Source organism: Demequina pilifera (genome assembly GCF_048814985.1).
In the GTDB taxonomy this organism is placed as follows: Bacteria; Actinomycetota; Actinomycetes; order Actinomycetales; family Demequinaceae; genus Demequina.
On record NZ_JBMDTW010000002.1, the window covers coordinates 317,157 to 343,578 of the forward strand.

General features: G+C 68.3%; 25 protein-coding genes, 1 tRNA gene and 1 pseudogene. 5 read left to right on the forward strand and 22 right to left on the reverse strand.

What is annotated here, in order from left to right; translation table 11 throughout:
- Positions 1–10 precede the first annotated feature (10 nt).
- From ACNI14_RS04200 to ACNI14_RS04220, 5 genes are all read right to left on the reverse strand, one after another.
- Positions 11–1,528 (reverse strand): sugar ABC transporter ATP-binding protein, encoded by a 1,518-nt coding sequence (locus ACNI14_RS04200; protein ID WP_420518721.1) that lies wholly within the window; start codon positions 1,526–1,528, stop codon positions 11–13.
- A gap of 62 nt (positions 1,529–1,590) precedes the next feature.
- A complete protein-coding gene (locus ACNI14_RS04205) occupies positions 1,591–2,607 on the reverse strand; it encodes an ABC transporter permease subunit (protein ID WP_420518722.1) in 1,017 nt (338 codons plus the stop codon).
- Complete coding sequence (locus tag ACNI14_RS04210; protein WP_420518724.1) at positions 2,604–3,650, reverse strand: ABC transporter permease; 1,047 nt, start codon at positions 3,648–3,650, stop codon at positions 2,604–2,606. Before ACNI14_RS04210 ends, ACNI14_RS04205 begins: the two co-directional genes overlap by 4 nt.
- A complete protein-coding gene (locus ACNI14_RS04215) occupies positions 3,647–5,185 on the reverse strand; it encodes a sugar ABC transporter ATP-binding protein (RefSeq protein WP_420518726.1) in 1,539 nt (512 codons plus the stop codon). Before ACNI14_RS04215 ends, ACNI14_RS04210 begins: the two co-directional genes overlap by 4 nt.
- Positions 5,186–5,317: 132 nt before the next feature.
- Complete coding sequence (locus tag ACNI14_RS04220; RefSeq protein ID WP_420518727.1) at positions 5,318–6,331, reverse strand: ABC transporter substrate-binding protein; 1,014 nt, start codon at positions 6,329–6,331, stop codon at positions 5,318–5,320.
- A 352-nt stretch (positions 6,332–6,683) separates the two neighbouring features.
- Here ACNI14_RS04220 and ACNI14_RS04225 point away from each other — a divergent pair, with 352 nt between their 5' ends.
- Entirely contained in the window at positions 6,684–7,778 is a 1,095-nt protein-coding gene (locus ACNI14_RS04225; RefSeq protein WP_420518728.1) for an NADH:flavin oxidoreductase/NADH oxidase, read from the forward strand.
- 57 nt (positions 7,779–7,835) lie between these two features.
- Here the strand turns inward: ACNI14_RS04225 and ACNI14_RS04230 are convergent, their stop codons facing one another.
- The 6 genes from ACNI14_RS04230 to ACNI14_RS04255 all read right to left on the reverse strand — a co-directional run bounded on the left by ACNI14_RS04230 (position 7,836) and on the right by ACNI14_RS04255 (position 13,393).
- Entirely contained in the window at positions 7,836–10,022 is a 2,187-nt protein-coding gene (locus ACNI14_RS04230) for an ABC transporter permease (RefSeq protein WP_420518730.1), read from the reverse strand.
- On the reverse strand, positions 10,019–10,705 hold the full coding sequence (locus tag ACNI14_RS04235; protein ID WP_420518731.1) for an ABC transporter ATP-binding protein: 687 nt from the start codon (positions 10,703–10,705) through the stop codon (positions 10,019–10,021). Before ACNI14_RS04235 ends, ACNI14_RS04230 begins: the two co-directional genes overlap by 4 nt.
- Positions 10,698–11,228, reverse strand: a complete 531-nt coding sequence (locus tag ACNI14_RS04240) for a PadR family transcriptional regulator (RefSeq protein WP_420518732.1) — start codon at positions 11,226–11,228, stop codon at positions 10,698–10,700. The genes ACNI14_RS04235 and ACNI14_RS04240 overlap by 8 nt, the downstream gene beginning before the upstream one ends.
- A gap of 157 nt (positions 11,229–11,385) precedes the next feature.
- Positions 11,386–12,153, reverse strand: a complete 768-nt coding sequence (locus tag ACNI14_RS04245; protein WP_420518733.1) for an ABC transporter permease — start codon at positions 12,151–12,153, stop codon at positions 11,386–11,388.
- The gene (locus ACNI14_RS04250; RefSeq protein ID WP_420518735.1) at positions 12,150–13,040 is read right to left on the reverse strand and encodes an ABC transporter ATP-binding protein; all 891 of its coding nucleotides are present in this window, start codon (positions 13,038–13,040) and stop codon (positions 12,150–12,152) included. Before ACNI14_RS04250 ends, ACNI14_RS04245 begins: the two co-directional genes overlap by 4 nt.
- Complete coding sequence (locus tag ACNI14_RS04255) at positions 13,037–13,393, reverse strand: GntR family transcriptional regulator (RefSeq protein ID WP_420518736.1); 357 nt, start codon at positions 13,391–13,393, stop codon at positions 13,037–13,039. The genes ACNI14_RS04250 and ACNI14_RS04255 overlap by 4 nt, the downstream gene beginning before the upstream one ends.
- Before the next feature lie 142 nt (positions 13,394–13,535).
- Between ACNI14_RS04255 and orn the strand changes: the two genes are divergently transcribed.
- The 3 genes from orn (at position 13,536) to ACNI14_RS04270 (ending at position 14,982) form a co-directional block, all read left to right on the forward strand.
- On the forward strand, positions 13,536–14,141 hold the full coding sequence (gene orn, locus ACNI14_RS04260; RefSeq protein WP_420518737.1) for an oligoribonuclease: 606 nt from the start codon (positions 13,536–13,538) through the stop codon (positions 14,139–14,141).
- 65 nt (positions 14,142–14,206) lie between these two features.
- Positions 14,207–14,282, forward strand: a tRNA-His gene (locus ACNI14_RS04265).
- A 100-nt stretch (positions 14,283–14,382) separates the two neighbouring features.
- Complete coding sequence (locus ACNI14_RS04270) at positions 14,383–14,982, forward strand: hypothetical protein (RefSeq protein ID WP_035757263.1); 600 nt, start codon at positions 14,383–14,385, stop codon at positions 14,980–14,982.
- Here the strand turns inward: ACNI14_RS04270 and ACNI14_RS04275 are convergent.
- The 8 genes and pseudogenes from ACNI14_RS04275 to ACNI14_RS04310 all read right to left on the reverse strand — a co-directional run.
- A pseudogene (locus ACNI14_RS04275) lies at positions 14,908–15,954 on the reverse strand (recombinase family protein); the annotation flags it as partial. The gene ACNI14_RS04270 and the pseudogene ACNI14_RS04275 overlap by 75 nt on opposite strands.
- A 176-nt stretch (positions 15,955–16,130) precedes the next feature.
- The gene (locus ACNI14_RS04280) at positions 16,131–16,337 is read right to left on the reverse strand and encodes a hypothetical protein (protein ID WP_026926258.1); all 207 of its coding nucleotides are present in this window, start codon (positions 16,335–16,337) and stop codon (positions 16,131–16,133) included.
- Between the two features lie 3 nt (positions 16,338–16,340).
- Positions 16,341–16,871 (reverse strand): DUF4913 domain-containing protein, encoded by a 531-nt coding sequence (locus ACNI14_RS04285; protein ID WP_232711231.1) that lies wholly within the window; start codon positions 16,869–16,871, stop codon positions 16,341–16,343.
- A 44-nt stretch (positions 16,872–16,915) separates the two neighbouring features.
- Entirely contained in the window at positions 16,916–17,353 is a 438-nt protein-coding gene (locus ACNI14_RS04290; protein WP_026926260.1) for a single-stranded DNA-binding protein, read from the reverse strand.
- Between the two features lie 82 nt (positions 17,354–17,435).
- Entirely contained in the window at positions 17,436–19,214 is a 1,779-nt protein-coding gene (locus tag ACNI14_RS04295; RefSeq protein WP_026926261.1) for a type IV secretory system conjugative DNA transfer family protein, read from the reverse strand.
- The gene (locus ACNI14_RS04300) at positions 19,211–19,759 is read right to left on the reverse strand and encodes a hypothetical protein (RefSeq protein WP_026926262.1); all 549 of its coding nucleotides are present in this window, start codon (positions 19,757–19,759) and stop codon (positions 19,211–19,213) included. Before ACNI14_RS04300 ends, ACNI14_RS04295 begins: the two co-directional genes overlap by 4 nt.
- Positions 19,756–21,240, reverse strand: coding sequence for a putative type IV secretion/conjugal transfer ATPase (locus ACNI14_RS04305; protein ID WP_026926263.1), 1,485 nt, complete (start codon positions 21,238–21,240; stop codon positions 19,756–19,758). Before ACNI14_RS04305 ends, ACNI14_RS04300 begins: the two co-directional genes overlap by 4 nt.
- Entirely contained in the window at positions 21,237–22,067 is an 831-nt protein-coding gene (locus ACNI14_RS04310; protein WP_026926264.1) for a hypothetical protein, read from the reverse strand. The genes ACNI14_RS04305 and ACNI14_RS04310 overlap by 4 nt, the downstream gene beginning before the upstream one ends.
- A 115-nt stretch (positions 22,068–22,182) precedes the next feature.
- Between ACNI14_RS04310 and ACNI14_RS04315 the strand changes: the two genes are divergently transcribed.
- Positions 22,183–23,244 (forward strand): CHAT domain-containing protein, encoded by a 1,062-nt coding sequence (locus ACNI14_RS04315; protein ID WP_026926265.1) that lies wholly within the window; start codon positions 22,183–22,185, stop codon positions 23,242–23,244.
- Positions 23,245–23,246: 2 nt separating this feature from the next.
- Here the strand turns inward: ACNI14_RS04315 and ACNI14_RS04320 are convergent, their stop codons facing one another.
- From ACNI14_RS04320 to ACNI14_RS04330, 3 genes are read right to left on the reverse strand one after another with little or no spacing between them, the layout of a single operon-like run.
- Positions 23,247–24,716 (reverse strand): PrgI family protein, encoded by a 1,470-nt coding sequence (locus ACNI14_RS04320; protein WP_026926266.1) that lies wholly within the window; start codon positions 24,714–24,716, stop codon positions 23,247–23,249.
- A 3-nt stretch (positions 24,717–24,719) separates the two neighbouring features.
- The gene (locus tag ACNI14_RS04325) at positions 24,720–26,081 is read right to left on the reverse strand and encodes a hypothetical protein (protein WP_026926267.1); all 1,362 of its coding nucleotides are present in this window, start codon (positions 26,079–26,081) and stop codon (positions 24,720–24,722) included.
- A gap of 34 nt (positions 26,082–26,115) precedes the next feature.
- Positions 26,116–26,412, reverse strand: coding sequence for a DUF6112 family protein (locus ACNI14_RS04330; protein ID WP_206080060.1), 297 nt, complete (start codon positions 26,410–26,412; stop codon positions 26,116–26,118).
- Positions 26,413–26,422: the final 10 nt, after the last annotated feature.

The following is a 26,422-nucleotide window of genomic DNA, read 5'->3' on the forward strand; positions in this document are numbered from 1 at the left end:
GTGTATCCCCTCAGGCTTCCGGCAGATCCGGCTGTGCGACCAGCGCCAGCAGAGAATCGGCGTTGAGGGTGTCGGCGGCGACCGTCTCGGCGATGCGGCCCTCCCGGAGGACCGCGACGCGGTCGCCCACACGCAGCACCTCTTCCAGCTCGGCCGAGATGAACATCACCGCGAGCCCATTGTCCGCAAGCTCTCCCACGAGGTTCTGCACCTCAACCTTGGCGCCCACGTCGATTCCCCTGGTCGGCTCGTCCAGGACGAGTACCCGCGGAGAGAGCGCAAGCAGCCGCGCGAGCATCACCTTCTGCTGATTGCCGCCGCTCAGCGTCTTCACCAGCCTGTCCGGATCCGCGGGACGGATGCCCAGCGCCTCGATCCAGCTGATCGCGAGCTCGCGCTGGCGTGTGGGAGGGATGCGGCGCATCGCGCCTCGTTGCGCCTGCACGGCGAGAACGATGTTCTCCAGGATGGACAACTCCGGCAGCAGGCCCTCGGTACGACGGTTCTCGGACGAGTAGACGACCCCGAGCTGCAGTGCGCGACGCGGAGAGTCGATTCGGACGTCGCGGTTCTCGATCCTGATGACCCCCGCCTGGGGGCGGTCCATGCCGGTGAGAGCCCGCGACAGCTCGGTCCGCCCGGAGCCCAGCAGTCCCGCGATCCCCAGCACCTCCCCGGCCGCGACGTCGACGTCCGCCTCGGAGATGCCGGGCGCGTTGGTGACGCCTCGTGCGCTGAGGAACGGATCGGGCGGCAGGTCCGGCTCGAGCACTCGCTCACGGGCCGCGAAGTCCGCGATGTCCCGCCCGAGCATCTTCTGAACCAGATCGATCCGCAGCAGGTCCGTGGTGCGGTATTCCCCCACCAGCGCGCCGTCCCTCAGCACGGTGACGCGATCGCAGATCTCGTACACCTGGTCGAGGAAGTGACTGACGAACAGGATCGCGACGCCGCGCTGCTTGAGGTCGCGGATCACGCGGAAGAGCTCGGCCACCTCGTCCGTATCGAGGCTCGACGTCGGCTCGTCGAGCACGAGCACGCGCACATCCGTGGAGATCGCGCGCGCAATCGCCACCAGCTGCTGCACCGCGAGGGAGTGGCTGCCGAGGATCGAGGCGGGGTCGATGTCGAGGCTGAGGGAGTCGAGCACCTCCGCCGCCTGGCGCCGCATGGCCTTGTTGTCGATCAGTCCGTGGCGACGCGGCTCGCGCCCCAGCCAGATGTTCTCCGCGACCGATACGTTCCCGAGCAGGTCCACCTCTTGATACACGGTGGAGATCCCTGCCGCCTGGGCGGCCCGGGGGTTGTCGAAGGACACGTGCTCGCCCGCGAGCGTCAGCGCGCCCTCGTCGAGCGGCAGCACTCCGGTGATGGCCTTGATCAGCGTGGACTTGCCAGCGCCGTTCTCGCCCATGAGGGAATGCACCTCGCCGGGGTACATGCGGAAGTCGACGCCGCGAAGGGCCGCGAACGCGCCAAAGCGCACCGTCGCACCCTCCAGCTCCACGAGCGGCTTCGCCCCGTCCACGGAGCCATCCTGGCACGGCGGACGGGGCGAAAGCACATCGCCTGAAGGAATGCGGTCAGGCGTCACCTAGATTTGTCGGAACGGGCGACGATGGCGCGCTGGACCACGATGAACAGCAGCAGCAGAGCGCCCACGATGATGTGGGTCCACGACTGCTCCGCTCCCATGAACGAAATGATCGTCTTGATGGTGCCAAAGACGAACACACCGATCATCGATCCGAGAACGTAGCCCCGGCCACCGCTGAGGAGCGTGCCGCCGATGACCACGATGGCGATCACGTCGAGCTCGGTGCCGATGCCGTTGCGCGGGTATCCGGCGTTGGTGTAAGCGGTGAGCACAAGGCCGGCGAGACCGCCGCAGAGGCCGCTGATGACGTACACCATGACCTTGGTGCGCGCGACGTTGAGGCCCATCAGGCGAGCGGACTGCTCCGAGCCACCCACCGCGTAGACCGTGCGGCCAAAGCGCGTGAAGTGCATCACGAGCGCTCCGATGGCGACCGTCAGCAACGCGATGATGCCGGTGGGAGTGATGTAGAACTCACCGATGGGGAGTTGTGTCCCGAGCCACTTCAGGACCGGGTCCTCAACGCGGATCGATGACAGGCTCACCACGTAGGCCAGCCCGCGGCCCAGGAACAGTCCCGCGAGGGAGGCGATGAAGGGCTGCACGTTGAAGTACTGGATCAGCACTCCGATGAGCAGACCGATCGCCGCACCGGAGACCAGCATCGCCGGTACCGCGATCACGACGGGCACGCCGCCCGCGATGAGGCTTGCGCCGAAGATGCCGGTGAAGGCCATGACCGAACCAACCGAGAGGTCGATTCCCGCGGTGACGATGACGAACGTCATGCCGACGGCGAGGACCATCAGGTAGGCGTTGTCCAGGAGCAGCGCGGACATGTTGCGCGGCGTCAGGAAGTTGCCGAAGTAGATCTCCGCGCCCACCAGCAGCGCGATCAGGATCGCAATGGCCGCGAAGGTGGGCAGCACCGACGCGTAGCGGCTCGTGAACGTGCCGATGAGGCCCTTGGGAGCCGTGTCCTCCGTGGTGGTGGTGTCGGTGGCGCTCATGCCGCGACCTCCTTCCGGTCGTCGGAGCTCTGCTTGGAGCCCCGTCCGAATCGTTGACCGAGCGAGCGCCCGAACTTGTGGACGCGGGGCGCCTGCAGCAGCACCACGAGGATCACCACCGCCGCGAAGAACACCGGGCTCTGGGCAGGCGGCACGCCGAGGAACAGGATCGCCGAGTCCAGCGCCTCCACGGTGAGCACGCCGATCACCGTGCCGGCGATCGAGAACTTGCCTCCCATGAGGGACGTCCCGCCGAGCACGACCGCGAGGATCGCGTAGAGCTCGATGAGATAGCCCGCGGAATTGGCATCGGCGGCCATCGTGTTGGACGCGTAGATCACGCCCGCGATGCCCGCCAGCAGGCCGGACGCGATGTATGCGCCCCAGATGATGCCGCGGGACTGCACACCAGCAAGCCGGCTGGCCTCGGGGTTGATGCCCACCGACTCAGTGAGCATGCCCAGCGCGGTGCGGCGCTCGAGCACACTCACGATGATGACCGCCGCGAGCCAGATGAAGAAGGCGATGGGCAAGATCACCAGGTAGCCGTTCGAGATGAACTTGTACGGCGCGCTGTTGACGGTGGTGATGAAGCCGCCGGTGATGAGCAGCGCGACTCCGCGACCCGCGAGCATCAGCACCAGCGTCGCGATGATGGGTTGAATCCCGAGAACGGAGACGAGGAAGCCGTTCCACGCCCCGAGCACCAGACCCACCAGTACGGCCACGAGCACGGCGATCATCACCGTGCCGAGGCTGCCGGGGTCCCCGGACTCGTCGAGGATGGTGAGGGCGACCGCACCCGAGACCGCCATGATGGCGCCCACGGACAGGTCGATTCCGCGGGTGGCGATCACCAGCGTCATGCCCAGGGCAACCAGCATCAGCGGAGCGCTCTCGCGCAGGATGTTGATGGGGTTGCCGTACAGCTGACCGTCCTGGAAACGCATGCGAATGAAGTTCGGGTTCGCAATGGTGTTGACGATCACCAGCGTGATGAGCGCTGCGGCGGGCCAGAACAGGCGGTGCTTGAAGATGCTCACTTCGAGACCCTCCCTTCGCCGGAGTTGGCGATGTAGTTGACGAGGCCGTCGAAGTCGGTGTCGTGAGCGTCAAGCTCACCGATGGCCTTGCGGTCACGGAGCACCACGACTCGCTGGGCGATGCGCAGCACCTCTTCGAGTTCGGATGAGATGAAGATGACCGACAGTCCCTTTTCGGACAGCTCGGCGACCTTGCGCTGGATGTCCGCCTTCGCGCCCACGTCGATGCCGCGAGTGGGCTCGTCGAGGATCAGCAGTTCGGGGGCGGTCGCGAGCCAGCGGGCGAGGAGCACCTTCTGCTGGTTGCCGCCGGACAGATTGCCGATCGGCACGTTCGGGTTCGCGGGACGCACACCGAGGGCTTCCATGTACTCGCCCACGACGGCGTCCTGCTCCGCCTTCGACACGCGCTTGAGCCAGCCACGCCGCGCCTGGATGCCGAGGATCATGTTCTCCGCGACCGTCAGGTCCGCGACCACGCCCTCGGCGCGCCGGTCCTCGGAGGAGAAGGCGATGCCGTGGTCGATGGCGTTGCGGGGCTTGTGAATGCGCGCAACCTTGCCATTGACCGAGACCTCACCGGTCTCGGCGCGGTCGGCGCCATAGAGCAGTCGCACGAGTTCGGTGCGTCCCGAGCCGAGCAGACCGGCGAGGCCCACGACCTCGCCGTCGTACACCTCGAGATCGGCAGGCGAGAGCATGCCGCGCTTGCCGAGCCCCGTCGCCTTGACGACCGGGGTGCCGCTGCGGTCCACCTGACGGTCGGCGCGGTCGGAGATCGCGGCCAAGTCGTCCAGCTCGCGACCGATCATCTCCGCCACCAGCGCGTCCTTGGGCAGGTCCGCCACGAGGTGCTCTCCCACCAGCTGGCCGTTGCGCAGCACCGTGATGCGGTCGGAGATCTCGTAGACCTGCTCCAGGAAGTGGCTGACGAACAGAATGGCCACGCCGCGGTCGCGCAGGTCCCGGATGACGCCGAAGAGCTGCTCGACCTCACCGCGGTCGAGGCTGGACGTGGGCTCATCCAGGATGAGCACCTTGGCGTCGAGCACCATCGCGCGCGCGATCGCGATGAGCTGCTGAATGGCGATCGAGTGGCTGGCGAGCTCCGCCCGCGAGTCGAGCTTCAGGCCGAGATTGCTCAGGTGCCTCTCTGCCTCCGCGTGCGTGCCGCGCCAGTCGATGCCGGTGCGGCCGCGCTTCTCGTGGCCGAGCATGACGTTCTCGCCCACGGACAGGTTGGCGCAGAGGTTGACCTCTTGGTACACGGTCGAGATGCCTGCTTCTTGGGCATCGGCCGTGGCCTCGAACCGGCGCTTGCTACCGCTGACGACGATAGTGCCGCTGTCAATCGCGTAGACGCCGGTGAGGGCTTTGATGAGGGTGGATTTGCCGGCCCCGTTCTCACCCATGAGCGAGTGCACCTCGCCGGGGAGGAGCCGGAAGTCGACGCTGTCGAGCGCCAGCACTCCAGGGAATGCGATGGTGATGCCGCGCATCTCGACGATGGGCTGGACCTCGGTGTCCGCAGGCATGCGTTAGGACCTCTTCGTCTCATACATCTCGTGGGTGGGGCCCGTCGGGGGACCGGCACTAGCCAGCCCCCCGACGGGAATCACAGGAACATGCTGTCAGATGACGTCAGTCACCGGACGGGTTCCGTGCGATCAGTAGGTGCGCTCGTCGATGACCTCGGCGGCCTGCTCCTGCGTGAAGGACTGGTCCTCGACGTAGTTGACCTGCTGGACCTCTTCGCCGTTCAGGACTGCCTTGACCAGCTCGGCAGCCTTCTCACCCAGCATCGGGTTGCACTCGACGATGAAGTTGATCTTGCCGTCGACCAGCGCCTGCATGCCGTCCTTGACCGCGTCGATCGTGACGATCTTGATGTCCTCGCCGGGCACTGCGCCCGCGGCCTCGATCGCCTCGATGGCACCCAGGCCCATGTCGTCGTTGTGTGCGTAGACGAGGTCGATGCCGTCGACGCCGTAGTTGGAGATGTAGCCCTCCATGACGGAACGGCCGCCGTCGCGAGTGAAGTCACCAGTCTGCGAGTCGATGATCTCGACGCTCGACCCGTCGATGGCCTCGTTGAAGCCCTCCGCGCGGTCGTTGGCCGGAGCCGAACCGGTGGTGCCTTCCAGCACGACCGTACGGACGGGTCCGTCGCCAGCGAGCTCGTCGACGACCCACTCGCCTGCCTTGACGCCCTCAGCCTTGAAGTCCAGGCCGACCCAGGCCGCGTACAGGTCCTCGGAAGCCGTCACGGTGCGGTCCTCGAGGATCACCGGGATGTCGGCGTCCTGTGCCTCCTGGAGCACGTCGTCCCAGCCGTCCTCCACCACGGGGGCGATGACGATCGCGTCGACGCCCTGGTTGATGAAGTTACGCACGGCCGAGATCTGCGCGGCCGGGTCGTTGTCGGCCGCGTTGAAGACCAGCTCGAAGCCGTTCTCCTCGGAGAACGCCGCCTGCATGGCCTCGGTGTTGGCCGAACGCCAGCCCGACTCAGCACCGGTCTGCGCGAAGCCGACCGTGATCATCTCGGTGGTGTCGCCGCCGGTGTCGCCGCCGTTGGCAGCGTCATCGGGCGCCTCGGTGTCACCGTCGCTCGAGCAGCCGGCCATGGTCAGCGCCGCAGCACCTGCGAATGCGATGGTGGACAAGAACTTTTTCCTCATACCAAGAACCTCCTCGTTCTGGTCCGGCGTCAGTGCCGGATGGGGTAGTTTCCCTGCGTGCCGCGATGCGGCCCGTGTTGTGAATATTAGCGCTCACATTCGGGGCCGCCGCAACCGTGATGCGTCACGATTGCGTAACGAAGGCCTCGCGCCGCACGAACAGGGAGGCGAGCTGCGGCGCGATAGCGCTTGCACAATGTGAAGGCTCACGTGTGAGCCCTCACCCGACTGCCGGGACACGTGTCCCGGCGTCACCGCACCGGCCCCGCCTCCCCCGCCCAGCAGACCGCCCAGGAATCCCTTGCGCGAGACACGCGTTTAGTCGACGTCTGATTCACACGAAAGGCCATCGATGACGCCCCCTTCCCTGTTCTCGCCGCTGACCCTGCGCGGCACCACCCTCCGCAACCGCCTCTGGGTCGCCCCCATGTGCCAGTACTCCGTCGAGGAGCGCGACGGCGTGCCCACCGACTGGCACCTGGTCCACCTGGGCGGAATGGCCCGCGGCGGGGCCGGGCTGGTGATGGCGGAGGCCACGGCGGTGCTGCCGGAAGGGCGAATCTCACCGTGGGACACCGGGCTGTGGAACGACGAGCAGCGCGACGCATGGGCGCGGATCGTGACCTTCATCCACTCCCAGGGCTCCGCGGCCGGCATTCAGCTCGCCCACGCGGGGCGCAAGGCGTCCACCCACCGCGGCCGTGAGGGCGACGGCGCGGTGACCCCCGAGGAGGGCGGCTGGACCCCGCTCGGGCCGTCGCCGCTGCCCTTCGCCGGGCTCGCGGACCCCGAGCCCATGACGCACAGCCAGATCGCCGATGCGGTCGCCGCCTTCGGCGCGACGGCTCGCCGCGCGCTCGACGCCGGCTTCGAGGTCCTCGAGGTGCACGCCGCGCACGGCTACCTGCTGCACGAGTTCCTGTCGCCCCTCAGCAACGACCGCACCGACGAGTACGGCGGCTCGCTCGAGAACCGCGCCCGGATCGTTCTCGAGGTGCTCGCCGAGGTGCGGCGGGTCGCCGGTGAGGACGTGCCGGTGCTGGTGCGCCTGTCCGCCACGGACTGGATGGAGCCCGAGGGCTGGACGCTCGAGGACACCGTCACGGTGTCGCGGTGGCTGCGCGAGGCGGGCGCCGACCTCATCGACGTGTCCTCCGGTGGCAACGTGCCGAATGCCCGCATCACCGTCGGTCCCGGCTACCAGGTGCCGTTCGCGGCCGAGGTGCGCGAGCGCGCAGACGTCCCGACGAGCGCGGTCGGCCTGGTGACCGATCCGGAGCTCGCTCAGCACATCGTCGCCACCGGCCAGGCCGATGCGGTGATGGCCGGGCGCGAGTTCCTGCGCGATCCCCACTTCGCGCTCCGCGCGGCGCACGAGCTGTCGGTGCCGCTTGACTACTGGCCGGTGCAGTACGAGCGCGGCACGTTCGCCGACCGACCCGCCTGAGCCCACGCATGCGGATGCCCGGCGGTGATGGCGACCGCCGGGCATCCGCGTCGTGGCTCACTCGAAGCGGGTCGACGCCATCTCCGTCGAGCGGCGGACCGTGCCGAACGAGCCCGTCACCGCGATGGCCGCGATGGCGAGAGCCGCCGCGATGGCGATCCAGTAGCGCTCATCGGGCCAGCCCACGGTCGCACCTTCGCCGAGCGTCTCGATGAGCGTCCACGCCACCGCGAACCCGAGACCGGCCGATGCCACAAGAGTCGCCAGCAGCGGCACGGTGGCCTCGATCGAGATGGTCGCCCGCAGCTGTCTCACCGACATGCCCGCGAGGCGCAGCAGGCCGAACGTGCGCCGACGGTCGAGCGCGGCCGCGGCCGTGGCCACCGCCAGCGATACCGCCGCGATGCCGATCGCGATGCCCATGCCCAGGTAGGCCATCACCGCGAGCTCGTCGGTGAGCTCCTCGGTGCCCACGCGCCCGTAGTCGGCCCGAGTGGTCGGGGCCAGATCGGTGTTCGCATGAGCGATCAATGCCGTGCGGGCCCGTTCGATCGCGGCGGAGGCGCCGTCCGTCACGGCAATCACGGACGTGACGCGCTCCGGCACGAGACCGGGGGCATCGCGAGGGGGATCGACGCTGACGCCGCTCAGGCCGGTGTCGCTGAGCATGCCGAAGAGGTCGAGGATCACTCCGCCCGACCCGGGCAGGTCGACGGCACCGATCGCCCGCGCATCCGTGACGTTCATGAGGACTCCGCGGTCCTCGCCCTCGGCCGCGAAGCCGATCGCGACGTGCTCGACGCCCTCCACTGCGCTCAACGTCTCGCGCACCTGGGCCGCGTCCACTCCGGGTCCGACCGACGCCATCACGGCATGGGGGTCCAGCAGCCCAGGCCGGTCACGCGGCTCGACGAGCTCGTCGATGGCGCTGGCGGAACCCGCGAAGACGCTGACGATGAACACGGCCACCACGAGTCCGGCGACCGACCGGAACGTCGAGCGCGGGTGCCGGGCGAGGCGTCCCGCCGCGACCACAGCTGGCGCGCTGGACGCGACAGTGCGGAAGCCGGCGCTCACCACCCCGGTGAGCCACGGACCCGCGATCACGATCCCGAAGGCCGTCATGGCGAAGCCCAGCAGGAAGGTGTACGACGCGACCTCGGCCCACGCGGAGCTCTCCATGGCGACGAACGCGGATCCCGCGAACAGCACGATCCCCAGCACCAAGGTCGTCGTGCGCCATGCGGTCACGGGCTTCTCTGCGCGTTCGCGGGTGGCTCCGGGTGCCCCGACATCGTCGGAGAACGCGCGCCAGCCTGCCGTGAGCGCGCCCAGCGCGGTCACGGCCAGCACCACGGCGAACGTCCATCCCCACGAGGCGGTGAGATCGGCCGCGAAGGACGTCGAGCCGTTCAGCACGAGCACGCTGGCGCCGGGCCGCACGAGAGCCGCGACCCCGACGCCCAGCAGGCTTCCCAGTGCCGTCGCTGCTGCCATCTCCCAGGCCGCGAGGGCCGCGACTGCACCGCGACCGGCCCCGATCAGGCGCACGGTCGCGAGGCGGTCGCGACGCTCGGCGGCGCCGAGCTGACCGACGATGGAGATGAGCAGCACGATCGGCACCAGGATCGCGATCGCTCCCAACGCAAGGATCAGCCGGTAGGTGGCCGACGTGTTGTACGCGCTCGCGGAGGGGAACCCGTCCATGAGGCGTGCCCCCGGCTTGACCGCGACCGAGTCCCAGTCGTCTCCCGTGAGAACTGCGCGCTGGCTGGGCCCCGCCAGCATCTCGTCAGGCAGCACCGCGACGCGCGTCCCGTAGCGCTGTTCGAGCATGTCGGGGGGCGTCGCGTCGATGATCTCGGCCATGGCGGGCGAGGCGTAGTACTCGCCCGGTGCGGGCGGCGTCAGTCCGCCGGGCATCGTCACCTCAGTGTCGGGGGACGCGGCCGTCGTCACGACGGAGATCGTCTCTCCCTCGAAGTAGTCGTTCGTCGAGAACATCAGCATCGTGCTGGGCGTGGGCTCTGGCACAATGTGCTCGCCCGCGTCCGTGACCTCGATCCACTCGCCGCCGGGGCTCGTCCACGCTGAACGGGCGTCCCGGTCCGGCATGTGAAGAAAGCCGCCGAGCAGGATCAGCAACATCCCCACTCCGAGCGCCACTCCCCCGACGATGCCCGCAAGCCGTCGATATGCTCCCCCGCCGTGCAGCACCAGCAGGCGCGCAGCGGCGGGCCTCACGTGTGCACCCGCGCACTCATGCCGGACAGCAGGCCGTCGCGCACGATGACCTCGCGGTCGGCGTATGCGGCCGTGCGCGCGTCGTGGGTGATGAGCACGACGGTGGTGCCGGACTCCCGCACCACGTCGAGCATCGCCTCGAGCACGCTTTCCGAGCTGACGGAGTCCAACGAGCCGGTGGGCTCGTCGGCGAACAGCACCGCGGGACGCGTGACCAGCGCTCGGGCGATCGCCACCCGCTGCGCCTGGCCGCCGGACATCGCACCCGGAGACTTGTCGGCCTGGTCGGCCAGGCCGAGCCTGTCGAGCCACGCGACCGCCTGGGCATTCGCGGCGCGCCGCGAGCGGCCCGCCATGAGCAGCGGCAGGGCGACGTTGTCGGTCGCGGTGAGGTCCGGAAGCAGCTGGCCGAATTGGAACACGAAGCCGATGCGCTGCAGGCGCACCTTGGCCCGCTCGTCGGGGCTCAGCGCGGTCAGCTCGGTGCCGTCAAGATCGACGGTGCCGGCATCGGGCGCGATGACCCCGGCGAGGCAGTGCACGAGCGTGGACTTTCCCGATCCGGAGGGGCCCATGACGGCGAGCACCTCTCCGCGCTCGACCACCAGGTCGATGCCGCGCAGGGCGTGGGTGGGGCCGAAGGACTTGGTGAGACCAGTGGCGGTGATGATGGGATCAGCCATGGCGGTGGATCTCCTTGTCGATGTCGGTGAGGCGAGCGCTCGTCAGGTCGATCCACCGCAGGTCGGCCTCGATCTGAAAGAGCGCATGGTCGATGGCGAGACGGTCGAGCAGCGGCGCGCCGGCCTTCGCGGCGGTGAGCTCGCGCATGCGCGCCAGGTGCGCGTGCCGCTGGATGTCGAGCAGCGCGTCGGCATCGTCGTGGAGCACCAGCGCGAGGACGGTCTTGGCGAACAGGTTGGACTGCAGCGTGGGCGACGGGGTGTCGGGCTCGCGCAGCCACTCGGCGAGACGATCACGTCCCGCCTGCGTGACCGCGTAGCGCTTGCGATCCGGACCCGAGCCGGGCTCCTGCCCCAACTGCTCGATGAGCCCGTCGCGAATCATCCGCGCAAGAGTCGAGTAGATCTGACCGAAGGCGATCGCCTTCGCGGAGCCGAAGATCGAGTCGTACCGGGTCTTGAGGTCGTACCCGTGCGTGGGCCCGGTGCTCATGAGCCCCAAGAGGGCGAGTGATCTGTCCATGTGGACACTATACCTTGGGTGTATACCCTGGGTGTCTATAGGGGATGACCCTGATTTCCACGACGTCGCATGGGGCGCCCACCCACCCGGATGCGCAGAACGGGGGCCGAGGCGAATCGCCCCGACCCCCGTTCGGTCGTGTCAGTGTGCGGCCGCTTCACGACCTCGGCGTCGACCGTCGCAGGAACAGGTGACCCACGACCCCGCACGCGATCGACAGCGGCAACGTCCATGCGGCCAGCTCCACCAGCGACCTGCTCGTGAAGAACTCGCCCACCGCCGGCCACGAGTCCGTGGTGGTCACGAACCAGCCCGCGCCCACCACCAGCGCAGCAAGACCGATGAAGAACGCATACAGACCGTTGGGCCCCCACCTCACCCACACCGTGGCGACGGCGGCGCCCAGGAAGAAGAACAGCAGCAGCACCATCAGGTACAGGAACCAGATGGTCGCGATGGGCTCGCCCGGGAGTCCCCAGGGCGCGAAGAACGCGGCGCCCAGACCCCAGCCGTCGGTCGCGCGCTCCACGGCCGCGATCGCCGTGACCCCGGTCGCGTACAGCAGCGACAGCAGCACGAAGTACAGCACCGAGCCCAGGTAGTAGTCGCGGCGGGTCACGGAGAACCCGAGAGCGAACTTGAACGTGAGGTTCATCGCCTGCACGGCGACCACCATCATGAATACCGCGAGCCACGAGATGCCGCCGTTGTAGGCGAAGGCGTCGGGCTCGAGGTTCTCGACTCCCCCGGCCGCGGAGGCGACCATCAGCCAGATCGCGAGGTTGAGGCCGAAGATCGCGAACGTGATGACCCATGGCACCACCAGGGTGTTCCAGGGATTGGCGACGTGCAGCCTCACCACGTCCCAGATGCGTGCCGGCGCGCTCGCGCCGGACGGGGCGGGGGCCAGTGCTTTGACGGTCATGCGCTCTTCTCCTCGGACTCGGTCGCCCCACCGGTGCGGCTGACGACAAGACCCTGCAGTGACACCGGGCTCGCCTCGAGCCCGGCCGATGCGGCGGCGCGGCGGTCCTCGCCGCTCAGTCCCGCGACGGTGATCGAGGCGATCCCGCCAAGGTTGGTGCGGTCGAGCACCTCCCGACCGGCCGCGAACTCATCGACGTCGGCGGCGCGACCCACGAGCGTGGTCGCCGAGGCTCGGAGCTCGTCCGCATCCGCGTCGATCACGATCCGGCCCTCGTCGATGACCAGCACCCGCTGAAGCAGGTTGGCGGCCTCGTCGATGAGGTGCGTCGACAGCACCACCGTGCGTGGGTGGGCGCTGTAGTCCTCGAGCAGCAGGTCGTAGAACCGCTGCCGGGCCACGGCGTCGAGACCCGCGTAGGGCTCGTCGAGGAACGTCAGCTCCGCACGCGACGCGAGACCGACGATCACGCCGATCGCGCTGCGCTGGCCGCGCGACATCTTCTTCATCGGACGGTCGAGCGGTGCGTCGAACGCACGCACCAGCCGCTGCGCGAAGTCAGCATCCCAGCGGTCGAAGAACCACGGCGCCGAGCGCAGCACGTGCTTGCCCTTGAATCCGTCCGGGTACACCTGCGACTCCTTGATGAAGCACACCCGGCGCAGCGCTGGCGCGTTCTCCACCGGGGACTGACCGAAGATGCGCACGTCTCCCGAGGTGGCGAACTCCTGCCCCGTGAGCAGCTGCATCATGGTGGTCTTGCCGGCGCCGTTGCGGCCGAGCAGCCCGTGGATCCCGCCCTCCTCGAGAGAGAACGTCGCGTCGTCGACGGCGTGAACCTTCCCGAACCTCTTGGTGAGCCCCTGGGCCTGAACGATGGCTGTCATCGCCCCATCTCCTTTCCGATCATGTCCTGCACGTCCTTCACACTGATGCCCAGTCCCCGAGCCCGGTCCGCCAAGGGACGCACGTGCAGCTCGGCGAACTCCGCTCGCCTGTCCTCCAGGAGGCGCGCCCGCGCACCCTCGGCCACGAACATCCCGATGCCGCGGCGCTTATACAGGACCCCCGCGTCCACCAGCAGGTTCACGCCCTTGAGCGCGGTGGCCGGGTTGATGCGGTGGAACTGCGCGAGCTCGTTGATGGACGGCACCTGCGACTCCTCCGGCATCGAGCCCTCGAGGATCTGCGCCTCGAGGCTCTCCGCGATCTGCAGGAAGATCGGCCGTCCGTCGTCCACTGTCGTCGCCCTCCACTCGGTCCATGCCTACTGGTTAGTTACTTCACCAACTAACCAACCATGTGCCGCGTGTTCTGTCAACCCCACCCACGCATCGGCCGTCGTGCCTGGTCAGTCGGACTCGCGCCGTAGAGTGGGCGCCATGGCTGACACTCCCCTGGTCTGGATCGACTGCGAGATGACGGGTCTCGACACCAAGGCCGACGCCCTGGTCGAGGTCGCGTGCCTGGTGACCGATTCCGAGCTCAACGTGCTCGGCGACGGTGTGCAGGTGGTGATCAAGCCCTCCGACGCGGCGCTGGCGCAGATGAACGACTTCGTCCGGAACATGCACGTCGAGTCCGGGCTGCTGCCCGAGCTCGCCGGCGGCACGACGATGGCCGAGGCGCAGCGCCAGGTGCTCGAATACGTTCGCGAGTTCGTGCCGGTCGCGGGCAAGTCGCCGCTGGCCGGCAACACCGTGGGCATGGACCGCCTCTTTCTCGAGCGAGACATGCCTGACCTGATGGAGCACCTGCACTACCGCGTGGTGGATGTCAGCTCCCTCAAGGAGCTCGTGCGCCGCTGGTACCCCCGCGTGTTCTTCAACGCCCCGGCCAAGACCGGCGGGCACCGTGCGCTGGGCGACATCCAGGATTCGATCCGCGAGCTGCGCTACTACCGGGAGACGGTGCTGGTGGAGCTGCCCGGCCCCGACTCCGATGCGGCCAAGGCCGCGGCGGCAAAGGTCTCCCCCGCCGCCGAATAGGGGCGCGTCGACTCGAGGCATGCCGGCAAGGTATGATCTTCGCTGGCTCACATCGTGGGCCGATGGTGGCTATAGCTCAGGTGGTAGAGCACCTCGTTGTGGTCGAGGGGGTCGCGGGTTCAAGTCCCGTTAGCCACCCCAAACGGGTCAGGTGTGAACTTGCGACCAAGGGGCCACCCTTGGTCGCGGTTCGCGCCTGGCCCATTTTCTTCGCCTCGGCGGCCCAGCTCAGGGCGTCGGCGTGGAGGCCGGAGAGGCTCAGTCCGTCATACGGGTTCCGGTAGCCGACGCGCACGTCGTTGTCCTCGTCGATGTAGATCGCCCTGAACAGTGCTTGGTTGCACAGTCGGCGGTTCGCGTCGTCGGCGTGCTCGTAGAGGTCGGCTGCGTTGGACAGCAGTTTCAGCGAGTCGTCGAGGTTCGCCCGCGCGTCGGCATAGTGGCCGTGGTGAGCGGTGATCCGGTGCTCGATGGTCTCCAACGACGCGGTGATCCGGTCCTGCTCCTTCTTGAGCAGGTCGAGCGGGATGGCTCCGGCGTAGTGGGCTTGCAGCAACTTCTGCTGCTCGCCTTCGAGTTGGGTTCTCCGGGACGCGAGGTCGGCAAGTTCGGCGGCTCCTTCGGCCATCATCTCGTCGAACCGGGCATGGATCATCGCCGAGACCGCCTGCGTCGTCTCGGGATCGAGCTGCACCTTGGCATAGAAGCGCTCGATGAGCCGTTCGACCTGCTCGATGAGCATCGCCTGCCGGGTGCAGTCGCCTCTGCCACCATGCCTGCTCGCGCACACGAAGTACGGGTAGATCGTGCCCTGGCTGCTCTTGGCGTTGCACACCAGTAGCCGCGAGCCGCACTGGCCGCAGAACACCGTCCCCTTCAAGTAGTGCTCGTGGACTTGCGTTGCATCTGCTGCCGAGCGGTGCGTGCCGAGCACGGTCTGCACCTGGTCCCACACCTCGTTGGGGACGATGGCCTCGTGCGCTCCGGCATAGGTCACGCCCTGGTAGCGGACGCTGCCCTTGTAGTACGGGTTCGTCAGCATCCGATGCACCGACGACTTCCCGATGGGTCGGGACGGTCGCCGCGGCGACGCCGCTGTCGTGAGCCCGCGCGCTACGAGCTCCTGGTGAAGCTGGCTCGTCGTCCAGTCGCCGGATGCGAACACCTGGAACGCCCACCGCACCAACGGGGCTCGCTCCTCGTCGATCTCGACGGTGCGTACTTCCCGCCCGAACTCGTCGCGCACGCCGACGTTGCGGTAGCCGATGGGTGCCTTCGTCACGGTGCCGCCCTGCGCGGCCTTCTGCGACAGACCCTTGACGACCTCGGTGGCGAGGTTGCGGGAGTAGAACTCCGCGATCGAGGACATGATGCCGTGCAGCAGCATCCCGGACGGGGTCTCGTCGATGTTCTCCGTGGCCGACACCAGCGTGACGCCGGCGTCCTTGAGGGCGAGGTGGATGGTCACGTCGTCGGCTCGGTTGCGGGCGAGCCGGTCGACCTTGTGGACGATGCAGTAGTTCGTCTTGTGCTTCGCGACGTACTGGATCATCCGCATCAGTTCGGGCCGGTCGGCCTTGCGCGCGGACTCGCCCGCGTCGACGAACTCCTCGATGATCGTTGCTCCGAGCTGGTCGGCCTTGCGCTGGTTCGCCTCGCGCTGGGCCGGGATCGAGAAGCCCTCCGCCTGGCCGCCCTTCTCCGCCTGCTCCTTCGTGGAGACCCGTAGGTAGGAGACGGCGAATGATCCGGGGAACGGGGTGGGCGCTACGAGGCTGTCTATCGCGGTTCGGTCCGCGTCGATGATCGTCATGGCTCTTCTCCACAGTCACTGGTCCTGCCGACGCGGACTTGTGAGAGCGGATGTTGATCGTGAGAAGAGCCCGAAGGCTGTAGGACTAGGCCGAGTCGGCCACGTTTACTTTGCCTCGCCGTGGCGGCGAAGCGCTAGGACCACAACATCCGCCATCCGCGACGGATGCCTCCATTCTACGACGACGCGCTCGCGGAGGCACGAGGGCGCTTCGGTCGCGTCGATCCCTCCGAACGGCACGCTCCCGACTGTTGGAGCGCCAGGCGGATCAGCAGCTCGCAGAGCTTGTCCAGGTCGGGCGGCTCGTGGAACTCGGCGCGGATCGTCAGCTCGCGCTCGCTCTGTTGACGCTGCCCGGTCTTCCGTTCATAGCGGCGCGCCACGATTCACACCTCGCCCGTCTCCGGGTCGATGCCCGCGAAGAAGGCATCCTCTGCTTCCTGGCGCGCATCCACCATGTCGATCACGAACCGAACGAAGTCTTCGTCGCGATCCGTGATCGGTGAGTCCTCGATGGGCTGAGTGGGGTCTTCACCGGGCCAGCTCGTCTGGCGAGTCGGGCGGTCTCGGTCGAGCCGCGTACCGCAGGCCGACACCCAATCACGAAGGCGGGCACGGGCATCGGCGAAGTCGCGGTGCCAGCCGAGCGGTGCCGACCCATTCTGCTCGGGGTCGTATGCGCACAGCCAGTGCAGGTGCAGCGCCGACAGTTCCCAGAGGAGCTCGGGGTGACGGTGCCAGTAGGGCGGAACGACGCTGGCCGGAAGTCCGTAGGTGTGGCGAAGCCAGTCCACCCAACGGTTCAGTTCGAGCAACTCGGCTTCGAGATCGTTGGCGGTCAGCAGATTCCAGTTGACCGGATGCGGCGGCTCGGGCACGTCGAAACGCGGGGACGCGAGACCTGCCTCGGGTGGCATGTCGTCGTGCTCAGGGTGGAACTGATCGCTCATGGCGGGATCGCTCACATTCCGATGGCAGCCGCGGTGGACGGCGCGGCCTGCTGAGGTCCGGTGAACGCCGCGGCGTCTCGGCCGGAAGTGCGTTCGCTGCGATCCACCTCGTAGCGGGTGCGGGCGAGGTCGTGTCCGATGCGCGTCGCGATGAACTCCTCGCCCTCGTACCGCTGGCCGTTGCGCTCGTAGGAGTAGTCGCGCACCCGTCCGTCGGCGATGATGTTGTCGCCCTTGGCGAGCCGCTCGGCTCCCTGCTCGGCAGCACCGCGATACGCAATGAGGTCGTGGAACGTCGTCTCCAGTTGCGTGAAGGAGTTGTCGGGCTCCTTGCGGTAATGCTCGATGCCGACCTTCATGTAGAGCCGTGCGTCGCCGCGGTCGGTGTAGCTGAGCTGCGGGTCCGAGGCGACAAAGCCGGAGATGGACTGGTGGGTACGAATGGCCATGATGGCGTCCTCCTGAACTCGGGCGACCAGCCGTGTGTGGCCGCTGTGTCAGGCAGGTGCGCTTCGGCACCCAGACGCAGCGTCAGGTGACGGGGCGGTGGCGCAGCAGTGTTTCGAGTTCGTCGCGGTCGCTGCGGAGTTGCGCGGCATCGGGGCGAGTCGGCCAGGCGCGGAGGTCGGTGACGATGGGCGGCGCGGAGCGCAGCATCGCAATGCCGGTGCCGAATGGCAGGGTGCGGATGCGGTCTGGCGGCAGGATCGGGACGCGGCGGATCGAGCGCTGGTTGGAGCGGGTGCCGTGGTCGCCGAGTGTCACGCTGTCGGTGTACTCGTCGCGCTCTCCGATGAGCGTGGAGAGGTCTTGGAGGTCGCGGCTGTTGGATGCGCCGCCGAGGATGATCTTGACGATGCTAGCGTCCCAGATCGCGCCGGCCTGGTGTTCACTCCACCTGTCGCGAGCCTGTGCGAGGGACTGCAAGACCGGCATGGTCGTGATCCCGGTGCCACCGCCTTCGGCCATGAGCGTCGGCAGTGACGGCAGCGGTGCGAGATTCCCGATCTCGTCGAGCGCGAGCAGTAGCGGCGGGTCGAGCCGTGCTCCGGGCGAGCGGGCGGCAAGTCGGCGGGCGGTTTCGATGAGGTCTTCGACGAACGCCGCGACCAGCGATGCCGAGGCTCCTGCTCCTGCTCCGGTGGCGAGCAGGTACAGGGTGCCTTGTTCGGTGAGGAAGGTCTCGGGGTCGAAGTGCTCGTGCGGGCCTGGCGTGACGGCATCGAGCACGCGCGGGTCGGCCAGTGCGGCCAGTGCGAGGGAGACGCCTTGCCAGATGCTGTCGCGGGTCTTGGGGTCGGCGTCGATCATCGCGGCCAGGGAGTCGTCCCAGCCCATCGCCGCGTTCGGGTGTGAGTTGAGGATGGCGACGGCTTCGGACGCGGCGCTGGGGTCGAGGGTCCATCTGAACAGCTCGGCTGGCTGGCGGCCGTCGAGCGCGGCGGCATGCAGCAGGCTTTGGAGTGCGGTGCGGGTTTTGCCTTCCCAGAACCCGCCGGACTCGACCCCTCCGGCGCTGAGTCCTGTGGCGGCTGCGAGGCCGTTAGCGCGGATCATCGCGGTCAGCGGATCGTCACAGCCGCGAATGGGCGACCAGCGCAGCCCGGCGGGGATGCCTTCGGCGAGGTGTTGCGGGTCGAACACCGCGACCGGTCCGCCCCTGCGGCGTCGGGCGCGGAGGGTCGCGGTGAGGTTGTCGGGCCTGGTGCTGGTGGTGACGACCGCTCCGGGTGCGTCGAGGATCGCGTTGATGACGACATGTAGGCCCTTGCCTGAGCGGGGTGGGCCGATCAGCAGGATCGAGTCTTCGACAGATGCCCAGACCTCCGTCCCGCGACTGGCACCGAGGAGGTAGCCGACATCCTGCGGGGCTGGTGATTCCAAGGAGGGGCGCAGTGTGGCCGCGCGGTGCAGCAGTGCCTTCGCGGATGCTGCGGTCTTGACTTCATGGCTGGTCGCGATCCCGGCAAGGCGGTGCGGGTCGGTCTCGGTCTTCCGCGTGTGGCGGCGCAGCACGATCCACACCCAGACGATCCCGGTGGCGAGTCCGCCGAGCAGTGCCGCGCTGACGAGCCAGTAGGCGACCGGGTTGAGACCGTCGGCACCGAGCGCGGTTGCCGGGTCGCCGGGGTTGAACAGCACGGCGAGTCCCGCCGCTGCGCCGGCGTCTGGCTGGGGTGTGCCGGTGAGGAACGCGGCGACACTGCCACCGGCGCGGAGAACGAGGGCGATCCCGAACATGCCGATCAGCCCAATGAGGGCGGCATTGGTGAGTTCGTCGCCCATGCCCCCGGCCTGCCGCTGGTTCATGTCAGCCGCCGCACCGCGAGCGTGCCCGAGATGCGCCCGAACAGGATCACCTCGTGTGTGCCGTCGGGTAGGTCGTCGAGGTCGATGAGCGTCCGGGCTTCGCCGGTCCCGGTAGCGTCGGTGTGGGAGACGATCGTCGCGACAGCGACATCCTCGCCAGGCACGAACCCGCCCGCGGTGACCTCAGCCAAGCGCGGCACCCGTCGGGCGTGGCGACTTCGACGAGTTTCCGGCGCAGGGGTCTCGGACGGTGCGACTGCGCGTCGGGGTTTGCGGGTGCGGAGGATGTCGGTGAAGACGCTGCCGTCGTTCTCGCGCACCTCGACTCGGACTGCGATGGTGCGGTCGTTGGTGATGGCATCCATGAGCGGCCCGAACGTCGCGCGCGTCCAGTCGCCCGCGTCCGGCGACGCGAACGGTGTTCCATCGACCGTGGCGGTGAGGGTGCCGTCTGCAGCGACGGTGACGAGGACGTGCGGCAGCTCGACGGGAGCCGTGGCATCGTCTTCGTTCGGGGTGGATCGGCGCGGGCCGGTGAGGTTCATCGGTGTCCTCCTGCGGCGCGGCTGCTGGTGTCGAACAGGGCGAGTTCGTCGGGGTGGAGTTGGTGCTGGCAGACGAAGCTCCTGGCCTTGATCCGCCACAGCCCTTGGCCGACGCCAAGGTTCGGCAAGAGCTGCTGCTCCGTGCCGGTCAGACCGAGGGCGGTCGCGGTCGGTCCGAGCTGGTCGGACTCCTGCCGGTACACGATCCGCGTTTCCGCGTTCGCGAGTAGTGAGTTCGCCAGGGAGCGCATGGCTGAGCCTTGGTCGCCCACGTTGTCGAGGTCGGTGAGCTTGTGGAAGATCAGCATGTTCGCGATCCCGTAGTGCCGCGCGAGTCGCCAGTGCGCATCCATCCGCCGCAGCAGCGCTGGATGGGACATGAGCCGCCAGGCCTCGTCGTAGATCACCCACCGCTGTCCACCGTTCGGGTCGAGCAGCGCGGACTCCATCCACGCCGACGAGCACGTCATCAACACCGAAATGAGCGTCGAGTTCTCGGTGACGCGCGAGAGGTCGAGCGAGATCATCGGCAGCGACGGGTCGAACGCGACCGTCGAAGGCCCGTCGAACAGTCCGGCCAGGTCGCCGGCCACGAGACGGCGCAGCGCGTGGCCGACGAGCCTGCCGTCCTCGGCCAACCGGCCGTCGGCATCCGCGCTCGGGGCGAGGATGCGGTCAACGACCATCGGCAGGATCGGCACATCGTTCTCCCGCACGGTCTGGGTCAGGGCGATGTCGATCGCGGTGTGCTCCAACGGCGACAATCCCCGCGCGAGCACGGTCTCCGCGAGTGCGCCGATCAGGTCACGCCGTCGGGCTGCGACAGTGGACGCCCATTGCTCATCCGAGAGACCGCTGGGCCGGTGGCCTTCATCGAGCGGATTCAGGCGAGTGTTGAGTCCGTGACCGAGGACGATGGCACGTCCACCGACGGCGTTGGCGACGGCGGTGTGTTCGCCCTTCGGGTCGCCGGGCACGTATACGCGCCGTCCGAACGGTAGCGAGCGCGTGTAGAGGGACTTGGCCAGCGATGACTTGCCGGAGCCGACGATCCCGGCCAGCACCACGTTGGGTGCGGTGATGATGCCGCGTGCGTAGAGCACCCACGGGTCGTAGACGAAACTCCCGCCCGAGTAGAGGTCTTGGCCGACGAACACGCCATCGGCGCCGAGACCGCCCTCGGCGACGAACGGGTACGCACCCGCCAGCGTCGCCGACGTGTCCTGATGCCGCGTCAGATGGAACCGGCCCGGAGTGCGCAGCCGCGCAGCGCCGGACTCGCCTGCCTTCGGCAGGTAGACCGTCGCGCGGCGCTCGGCACGCTCCTCCTCGGCCTTTGCCTTCGCGGCGGCGAGCGCGGTCCTTCGCTGCTCGGCGTGGAGTCGGGCCTCGGCCTTGCGGCGCTGCTTGCGGAGCTTCCGCCGCTCCTTCGACGGTGCCACCAGGACAGCGGTATGCAGCCGCGCGCGATCCTCGGTCACCGCACCAGCCCCCGCGACTGCTTGACCGCCGTGATCTTGGCCGGCTCGAACCACGACCCATCCCGCTTCGGGGTCGGCGGGTCGGCTCGCTTCGGAGCGCCCGGCGACGAGTACGACACCAGAAGCTCCGGCCCCGGCTGCACCGGAGCCGGTTCGACCAGCTCGGCATCCTGGGGCTCGGCCTCTGGTTCGGTGTAGCGGCGCAGCAGCGAGACGTAGCCGATATGCGGGTTGACGACCAGCGCGTAGTCGCCCGAGAGCGCAACCCGATCGTTGGTGCCCTCGCCGGGCTTGTCGTAGACATACCCGTTCTCCAGCGCGGCCTGCGTGGTCTCGTCGCCGTAGTCCCACTGCGCGAGGAAGTCCACCGCATCCACGTGTCCCAGCTCGCCCAGGATGTGCAACGGCCGGTCGGCCTCCTCGCCCTGGAGGAACACCACGCTGACCCACCGCGACGGCATGACCTCCTCGACGGCGGGCTCGGGGTGCCAGGCGATCCGCCCCGCGGCGATGAAGCCTTCCGCGAGCCGGTCGTGGGCCCGGTCGACGAGGTTCGCGGCCTGACGCAACTCTTCCGCAGCAGCGAGCGCCTCCCGCACGCCTGCCTCGTGGCTTCCGGCGTCGTTGAACGCGTGCGCGGCCTTGCGCTCGTGAACATCGGCGATCTGGTCGAGCGCCTGCCGCAGCGAGCGCATGCCCGAGGACAGATCACCGATCACCCCGTACATCTCGGCGGGCTGATCGAAGCCCCGGCTCGCGTGCGCGAGGCCGCGCAAGGCTTCGGACGCCTCGGCGGCGTCGGCAGTCGAATCGAAGAACGTAGGCATGGTGACCTCCTGGTGCCGTATGACGGGGAGGTGCGCACCAGCGAACGGAAAATGTCGGTGGTGCGGCCTAGCGTTGTAGATGACACGAGGGCAAACGAGGCAGGAGCCCGACAGAGTGAGCGCAAGTCAGTACCGAGGACAGCTTGACCGCAAGCGCAAACAGCGGATCGACGCGGACAAGAAGGCGGGTGAGTACCGGTCGAAGGAGTCCTCGAAGCGAGCCGATGCCGCCAAGGCGCGGCAGGCTGCCGCAAAGACGACGAGCAGTTCCACCCGCAGCAGCAAGTTGCGGGACGCCGAGCGCCGCGAGAAGGAAGCGGAGACTGCGGGCAAGGAGGCCAGCCGCTGGCAGACCCGGGCAGCCGGCTACGCGAAGGACGAGGCCGCGCTACAGACCAAGCTCTCCCGTGCCGAACAGTCGGAGGCCGATGCCGCCGAGAGACGCCGAAAGAGCGAGCAGCAGCGTGCCGACCGGCGGGCGGCGGCTGAACGTGCCCAGCTTGAATCGCGGATCAGCGGTGCCGAGGTAGCCGTCAGTCACGCGCTGCGTCAGCTCCCAGCGCCCAAGCCGGAGAAGCTCCGAGTGCTCATGCTGGGTGCTTCGGCCGAAGGTGACCTCCGCGTTGGAAGGGAGCAGAAGCGCATCCGGGCAGCGGTCGAGTCGGCTTTGCACCGTGACCAGATCGAACTCGATGTGCGGCCAGCAGCAACTACGGCTGACCTACTGGACGGCATCACGAAGTTCCGTCCTCACGTGGTCCACTTCTCGGGCCACAGCAACGACGACCTGATCGTCTTTGAGGATGAAGCAGACGAACCCCACGAGGGAGTGATCGTGACGGCGCTAGCCTTCGCACGCGCGATCAGCGCAACCGACGATCCTCCGCTCCTCGTCCTGCTGAACTCGTGTCGCTCCGCAGCCCAGATCGACGACCTGGTGGCTCGAGTCGTGCCGTTCGCGATCGGGATGGCCGACAGCATCGAAGACGCCGATGCGATCAACTACGCCGCACAGTTCTACGCGGCAGTCGCAAACGGGCAGTCCATCATCTCTTCGCATCTGTCGGGACAGGCTGCGCTCGAACTCGCGGGACTGGAAAGCGCTGACCTGCCGACCCTTGCTTGGGCACCCGATGTCGATCCATCAGCCACGATCCTCGTCAGCCCTGAAGGCTGAACTCAGACCCGCCGGCAGAGCGGGAGCGCGGCGGCGGTGAAGGCGGCGGCTTGCTGGCCGACGAGCAGCCGCGTCTCACAGGAGGCTTGGATCGCGGCCTGCTCGATCGCGGCGACGGCGGCATCGAGCTCTTCGCCGGTGGGCGCAGAGACGGCGATGAGGCCGGTGTAGCGGAGGATGCCGTGGCCGGCGGTGAGGTCGGCTTCTTGCTGGAGCACGTCGTGATACTCGGCGGTCTGCGAGGCGTCCTCGATCTGGCCGATCTTCGCGCGCTGGGCCTGGTCGGAGATGTGCTCGACCTTCTTCCTGCGGATGTCGCGAGCAGCGGCATCGGAGCGCATCGGGGTGCAGATCAGCGAGAACGACCGCTGGATGCCGGTGGACAGCAGCACGGGCGACAGGAATCCCGGATAGACGAGCGACCTGGGCCACTCGCTGACCCAGAGCACCGCGTGGTGGGCGGAGTCGGTGCGCAGCTTGCCCCAGGTCTCGGTGACCGCAACCGGCCCTGCGGTCGCGAGGGACTGGCCGAGCCTGCCGTGCCGTTCCAGCGTGGCGGCGATCGCTGGGTCGTAGGCGGAACGCAGCATCACCGCGATGTGCCCTGGTGTCAGCCATCCCGACGGCGAGAGGTCGGCGGAGCGAAGCGCCGCGATGAGAGTGTTCATCTCTTGGCGCAGCACGGCGGCAGCACCGCGCATCCCGGCGCCCGCGGTCCTGATCTGCCGAGCGCTGGTCTTCATGTCCAGTGACAGCGAGAGGGTGGTGGCGTGGCGTTCGCCGGCGGGTCCGGCACGGTCGATGAGTTCTGCGTAGGTGTCGGCCGCCCATGATCCGTCCGGGGTGCCGTGGGTGGCCCACCATTCGGCCAGTCCGGTGCCGGAGTCCGGCAGAGTCCGCTCCAAGACCTGAAGAGTCGCGATCCGCCCGGAGCGGCAGACGGTGGCCAGCACCCGGCCCCAGGAGCTGACGCGGCGTTCCTGCTCGCCGGGATCGAGGAGCACGAACGCGGGATGGGTGACCTCGCACACCACGGTCAACGTGGCGGCGTGGGGGTCGTGGATCATCCCCGCTCCGGTGTCGGGGTCGGTGTACTCGCGCAGTCGCGCCATGTCGCCGGGCAGTGCGAGGGTGCCGACGGGGCGCGGGACGACGATCCTGCGCCGGTACAGCAGTTGTCCGCCGGTGGTACGCCACAGCCACCAGCAGGCGATGGGCAGCCACTCCACGATCGGCCGGCCCGCGATCGGTATCCAAGTCAGCGCGGCGGCGAGTACCCAGATCGGGGCACTGTAGGCGAGCAGCATCCCACCTCCGGCGTAGAACGCGCCGATGAGTGTGGCTCCGCCGATGGCGAGTGTGATGAGCTGGGTCAGCGACAGGCCGAGGAGGACGCCGCGGCGGGTGAGGCGGGAGAACTTCACCGGCACGAGTTCACCCGCAGTGGGCCGGTCCTGGTTCGTGCTGCTCATCATCTACTCCTTTGGTGGGCGTGGCGCGGGCGGCGGGGGCTGCTTCGGCGGCGGTGACGGGTCGGTGCTCGGCGGTCGTGGTGCCGAGATTGACGGCGGTGCCGCAGGTGAGGCGGCGGGCGGTGGCGTTGTCTGCGCGGCTGCGTCGGCGGCGTGCTCGCCCTGGGTTCCCAGCGCCGTTCCGGCCTTCGGCCCGGCGGTCGCGGCACCCTTGGCGACACTCGCCCCGACCACCACCCCTGCGGCCACGGGGCCGGCCGCGGCCGCGCCGCCCCCGCCTGCGGCGGCACCTCCACCACCCGCGGCGGGTGCCGGTGCCGGGGTCTTCGGCGGTGGCGGTGTGCTACTTCCTCCACCGGAGCCTCCGCCCGCGTTCCCGCCGCCACTGCTGCTCCCGTCGAGCACCTTCTTCCGATCGCCGCCTCCTTGCGGCTTGGTCGGGACGGGGATCGGGCGGTTGAGTGCGCTCTTGGCGTCCTGCTCGGAGCCGATCGCGTGGTACATGTCGAACCCGACGAACGCGATGAACTTGTACGTGAGATACGGGGCGAACGCGGCCATCGCCATCAGCACGATCCCCGCGATGGGATCGCTGACCGAGGCGAGGTCGGCGTCGATCGGTGCGGAGACCTGGGTGATCGCGACGAGGAACATCACGACGAGCACGAGCTTGGAGCAGATCAGCGCGACGACGAACATCGCCCACTTCCCGATCCACCCCCGCGAGGCGTCCCACGAGGCACCGCTGAACGCGAGCGGCGCGAACACGACCGCCACCAGCAGGAGCGCTTTCCGGACGAGGAGGGACAGCCACACGATCGCGGCGGCGGTGATCGCGAGGCCAGCCATGAAGATCGTGATGATGGCGCCGACACCGGGAGCGGCGATGTTGATGCCGACCAGCCCTGCGGCGAGGAGGGCGATCTTGTCGCCCATCGACTCGGTGGTCTCTCCGGCGGCTTGCACGATCCCGATGCACAGTTGATCGACGACTTCCAGCAGCAGTGCCGTGAGCGTGATGACGACAAACGATCCGAGGACGGACTTCGCCAGGCCGAGCGCGGCGCGGGTCAGGGCGGTGGGGTCGCGGCGGATCAGCCCGGTGATGAGTTGGAGGCAGAAGAAGATCAGCATCACGAAGACGGCGATGCCGAACAGCAGGTTGTAGACGGCGATGTAGCCGGGCTTGGTGACATCCACCAGCGTCGTGGTGTCGAAGACCGACCAGACCGCCTCGAACAGCCACCCGGCGGCGGCACCCATCGCCTGCGCGAGCCAGTCGAACGGGGCCGCGACCAACGACGCGGCTCCTTCGCCGACGGCATCGCACACCGAGGAGATCACGGGAACGTCGCACACGCCCATCACGAACACCAGCTCTCGACGACGATGGGGCGGGTCAGACGGACTGGCCGACGTTCCAGAAGAAGTTGATGAGCGTCACGCTCGAGCCGCAGATCACCGCAGCGCCGCAGGAGACGAGGACGCCGATCTTCCCGCGCGAGGCGAGGTGTGGGTTGGAGGAGTTCGCGCCGAAGCCCCACACGATCGCGGACACGATCAGCGCGAGCACGGACAGGATGAGGCCGATGGTCATCACCGCGCCGACGATGGTGCGCAGTTGGTTGATCCCCGGCAGGCCGTTGGTGTTGGGGTCGATGTTGATGTCCATTGGCACCAGCAGCGGCGCGGACATGACGTTGGCG

What these genes read in the sequence shown, in the direction of transcription:
- ACNI14_RS04205 (WP_420518722.1), bottom strand. Translation starts at nt 2,607, where the DNA reads ATGAGCGCCACCGACACCACCACCACGGAGGACACGGCTCCCAAGGGC.
- ACNI14_RS04215 (WP_420518726.1), bottom strand. Translation starts at nt 5,185, where the DNA reads ATGCCTGCGGACACCGAGGTCCAGCCCATCGTCGAGATGCGCGGCATC.
- ACNI14_RS04220 (WP_420518727.1), bottom strand. Translation starts at nt 6,331, where the DNA reads ATGAGGAAAAAGTTCTTGTCCACCATCGCATTCGCAGGTGCTGCGGCG.
- ACNI14_RS04225 (WP_420518728.1), top strand. Translation starts at nt 6,684, where the DNA reads ATGACGCCCCCTTCCCTGTTCTCGCCGCTGACCCTGCGCGGCACCACC.
- ACNI14_RS04235 (WP_420518731.1), bottom strand. Translation starts at nt 10,705, where the DNA reads ATGGCTGATCCCATCATCACCGCCACTGGTCTCACCAAGTCCTTCGGC.
- ACNI14_RS04240 (WP_420518732.1), bottom strand. Translation starts at nt 11,228, where the DNA reads ATGGACAGATCACTCGCCCTCTTGGGGCTCATGAGCACCGGGCCCACG.
- ACNI14_RS04245 (WP_420518733.1), bottom strand. Translation starts at nt 12,153, where the DNA reads ATGACCGTCAAAGCACTGGCCCCCGCCCCGTCCGGCGCGAGCGCGCCG.
- ACNI14_RS04250 (WP_420518735.1), bottom strand. Translation starts at nt 13,040, where the DNA reads ATGACAGCCATCGTTCAGGCCCAGGGGCTCACCAAGAGGTTCGGGAAG.
- orn (WP_420518737.1), top strand. Translation starts at nt 13,536, where the DNA reads ATGGCTGACACTCCCCTGGTCTGGATCGACTGCGAGATGACGGGTCTC.
- ACNI14_RS04285 (WP_232711231.1), bottom strand. Translation starts at nt 16,871, where the DNA reads ATGCCACCCGAGGCAGGTCTCGCGTCCCCGCGTTTCGACGTGCCCGAG.
- ACNI14_RS04290 (WP_026926260.1), bottom strand. Translation starts at nt 17,353, where the DNA reads ATGGCCATTCGTACCCACCAGTCCATCTCCGGCTTTGTCGCCTCGGAC.
- ACNI14_RS04295 (WP_026926261.1), bottom strand. Translation starts at nt 19,214, where the DNA reads ATGAACCAGCGGCAGGCCGGGGGCATGGGCGACGAACTCACCAATGCC.
- ACNI14_RS04300 (WP_026926262.1), bottom strand. Translation starts at nt 19,759, where the DNA reads ATGAACCTCACCGGCCCGCGCCGATCCACCCCGAACGAAGACGATGCC.
- ACNI14_RS04310 (WP_026926264.1), bottom strand. Translation starts at nt 22,067, where the DNA reads ATGCCTACGTTCTTCGATTCGACTGCCGACGCCGCCGAGGCGTCCGAA.
- ACNI14_RS04320 (WP_026926266.1), bottom strand. Translation starts at nt 24,716, where the DNA reads ATGAGCAGCACGAACCAGGACCGGCCCACTGCGGGTGAACTCGTGCCG.
- ACNI14_RS04325 (WP_026926267.1), bottom strand. Translation starts at nt 26,081, where the DNA reads ATGGGCGTGTGCGACGTTCCCGTGATCTCCTCGGTGTGCGATGCCGTC.
- ACNI14_RS04330 (WP_206080060.1), bottom strand. Translation starts at nt 26,412, where the DNA reads ATGTCCGCGCCGCTGCTGGTGCCAATGGACATCAACATCGACCCCAAC.